The 2,634-nt window shown below is 56.6% G+C and carries 2 protein-coding genes; both read left to right on the forward strand.

Going from position 1 to position 2,634, the window contains the following annotated elements; genetic code table 11:
• The first annotated feature begins 67 nt into the window (after positions 1-67).
• Complete coding sequence (locus D6694_04760; protein ID RMH45429.1) at positions 68-1,456, forward strand: hypothetical protein; 1,389 nt, start codon at positions 68-70, stop codon at positions 1,454-1,456.
• Positions 1,457-1,473: 17 nt separating this feature from the next.
• On the forward strand, positions 1,474-2,520 hold the full coding sequence (locus D6694_04765; GenBank protein ID RMH45430.1) for a ParM/StbA family protein: 1,047 nt from the start codon (positions 1,474-1,476) through the stop codon (positions 2,518-2,520).
• Positions 2,521-2,634: the final 114 nt, after the last annotated feature.

The raw sequence follows: 2,634 nt of genomic DNA on the forward strand, positions 1-2,634 counted from the left end.
ATGACCCCGAAGTACACACCTGGGTCACCGATGTCGAAAGCACATTCCAGACGAGGTTATTGGAGGGATGATGAGCGCTAAAACTGCCCTTGCCGTCAAAAATAAACACCTTGCCGTGGCGCGTCAGACGGTGCGCATTATAGCGCATACGTTGGAACAACGCGGCCTGCATCCTATATTTCGACGATATGTCTTCGTGTACACAGGAGAACTCCAGATTCTCTTTGCCGACCTGGATACACGGAAGTTGTCCGGGCGGCTGGACGCATATATGCACCCATCAGTGTTGCACCAGATATCCACCAACTTGCGAGGAATGCCGACGGCCATCTCCAACTCTACCGGACTGCGGTATGCCGTGTTACTCAACCGCCCCAAACCCCTTCCCAGGCGGGTTGATTTCCCAGGTGTGAAACGAGGCAAATTGCTCATAGGTGTTCGTACCAATGGGCAAATCGTTTCTGCCCCATGGGATGACCTGGGGCACATGCTGGTTGCGGGGATGACCCGCAGCGGCAAAAGTACCTTCCTGCGTTCACTGGTCTTCCAGGCCAGCGTAGATGGAGCACGTTTGCTTCTCGGGGATCGGCCCCTGACGACCTTCCCCATGCTGGCAAACCATCCCGCGCTGATTATGCCCATAGCGGATACTCCCGATGGATACATGGAATTGGTTCAGCGCGCACTGACGATTTGTGGGGAACGCAAAATGGCGTTTTCCCAGACCGTCGCTTCGTTTCCGGAAAAACTCTCGGAATACAACGCCTGGGCAGTACGCCACCACCGGGACCCCTTGCCCAGAGTTTTGGTGGTACTGGACGAGTACAACGCAACAGCGGTTCAGTTAGGCCGTCCTTTCGAGCGAGCCGTTAGCAGCCTGGCTTTTCAGGGGTTAAAGTTTGGCGTTCACCTCGTTCTGGCTGCACAAGCGTTCGACAAGAAAACGCTGGGAAGCGTACGTGACCAATTTGGAGCCGTGATTGCGTTCCGGGTCAAGTCAGCGACAGTGGCCCGAAACATCGGTGTTGCCCAGGCCGGACGCATTCCAGCCAGCCGCCAGGGGCTGGCTGTGACAGACCGCTGGGGATTGGTGCAAACATACTATCTCCCCAAAGGCCGGCTGATAGACATCGGCGCTCGGCAGCCTCAGAACCTTGCCATCTCGGAGCAGGAACTCATCTTGATGCGCTTTGCTTGGGAGCAGCATGGCGGACGTGTTTCCATCCCCGCGCTGGTAGGCTGGGCAGAAGAACTGGGGTGGAAGGATGAATGGAGTAAATACAAAACGGAACAGCGCGCTCGCGAGTGGGAATTACGCGGCTGGGTGCGCAAGGACCCGCATCGCGACAATGCCCGCTATATCACAGAAAGTTTTGCAGAGATTCTCTTTTCACCTGAAACCCGGAAACCCCTGAAACCGGCTGAAACCGTCGGAAACCGCCCTGAAACCGATTGAACTCGCGGGCCTTCGCCATGCGATTTCACATCCAACCAACTATCAATCCAATACACGAGGAGCCACGTATGACCGATACCGACATTATTCTCCTGGGCGAAGACCTGGGCATGGGCGCCAACAAGTTGTATGGCGCATTGGGTGGGCTACAACTTCCCTCTCAGGTAGCCGCCAACGGCACGCAGAGAGTAACTCGCATGATAGGGCTGCGTAGCCAGAAGCCTCCCCTCCATCTCATCACAGAACAAGGGCAATTCTATGTTGGGGCCGGTGCCCATGATTGGGGCCGCCCTGTTGAGAATCTGGATTACAACCGCCTCACGGGTTCCCCTGAGATGCAGGCTTTGTTCTATGGCGCGTTGACCCATCTGCTGGGCACACTTTCCCATACATCCATTCGCCTGTCTCTGGTGGTTGGAATGCCCCTGGAGCCGCTTACAGGGGAAGGGGCCAGGGAAAACGTTCTCAGCGTGCGTCGCTGGATGAGCGGAGAACACCGGTGGGTGGCCGATGGTACATCTTGGGCAGTAACCGTTACGGAAGTCAAGGTCACATCGCAAGCCACCGGTGCGCTGTTCGACCACGTATTGAACGGGCAGGGACAATTCCACCCTGGAGGACGGGCAGCGCTCAAAAAGGAAATCGGCATCATTTCTGTAGGTTTCAATACCATCGAATTGCTGGTCGTGCGCGACAAAAAACCCGTGCAGCGCTTCACGGCAGGGGCAACATCTGGTGTGCGCCGTCTGTTGGAACTTATCAACACCCGGCGCATGTACTCCCTGGGAGAACTGGATACCCTGCTAAGAGCAGGCAAACTGGACGTTCGCGAAGCATTACCTGTCTGGGAACGTGAAGTCACCGGCGTCGTGGAGCGTTACTGGGGGCAGTCCTGGAAGCGCTTCAGTCCCATCTTGCTGGTAGGTGGCGGGGCATTGTTGCTTCGCGACTATCTGACGCAATACTTCAACGGGAAGGTGGTGCTGCCCGACCAGCCGGTACTTTCGGTGGCCCGCGGCCTCTATAAACTGGGCCTGTACCAACGGCGCCGCACACACAGGTAACCATGGGACGGCCACGCAAGACCGGTCGACAACGGGTTTTCCGTCTTACCCTGCGCCTGTGGATGGGTGAGGATGATGATTTGATTGCCTTTTTCGATGCTGTCCCACCCGGAA

It is taken from the genome of Gammaproteobacteria bacterium (genome assembly GCA_003696665.1).
Lineage (GTDB): Bacteria > Pseudomonadota > Gammaproteobacteria > Enterobacterales.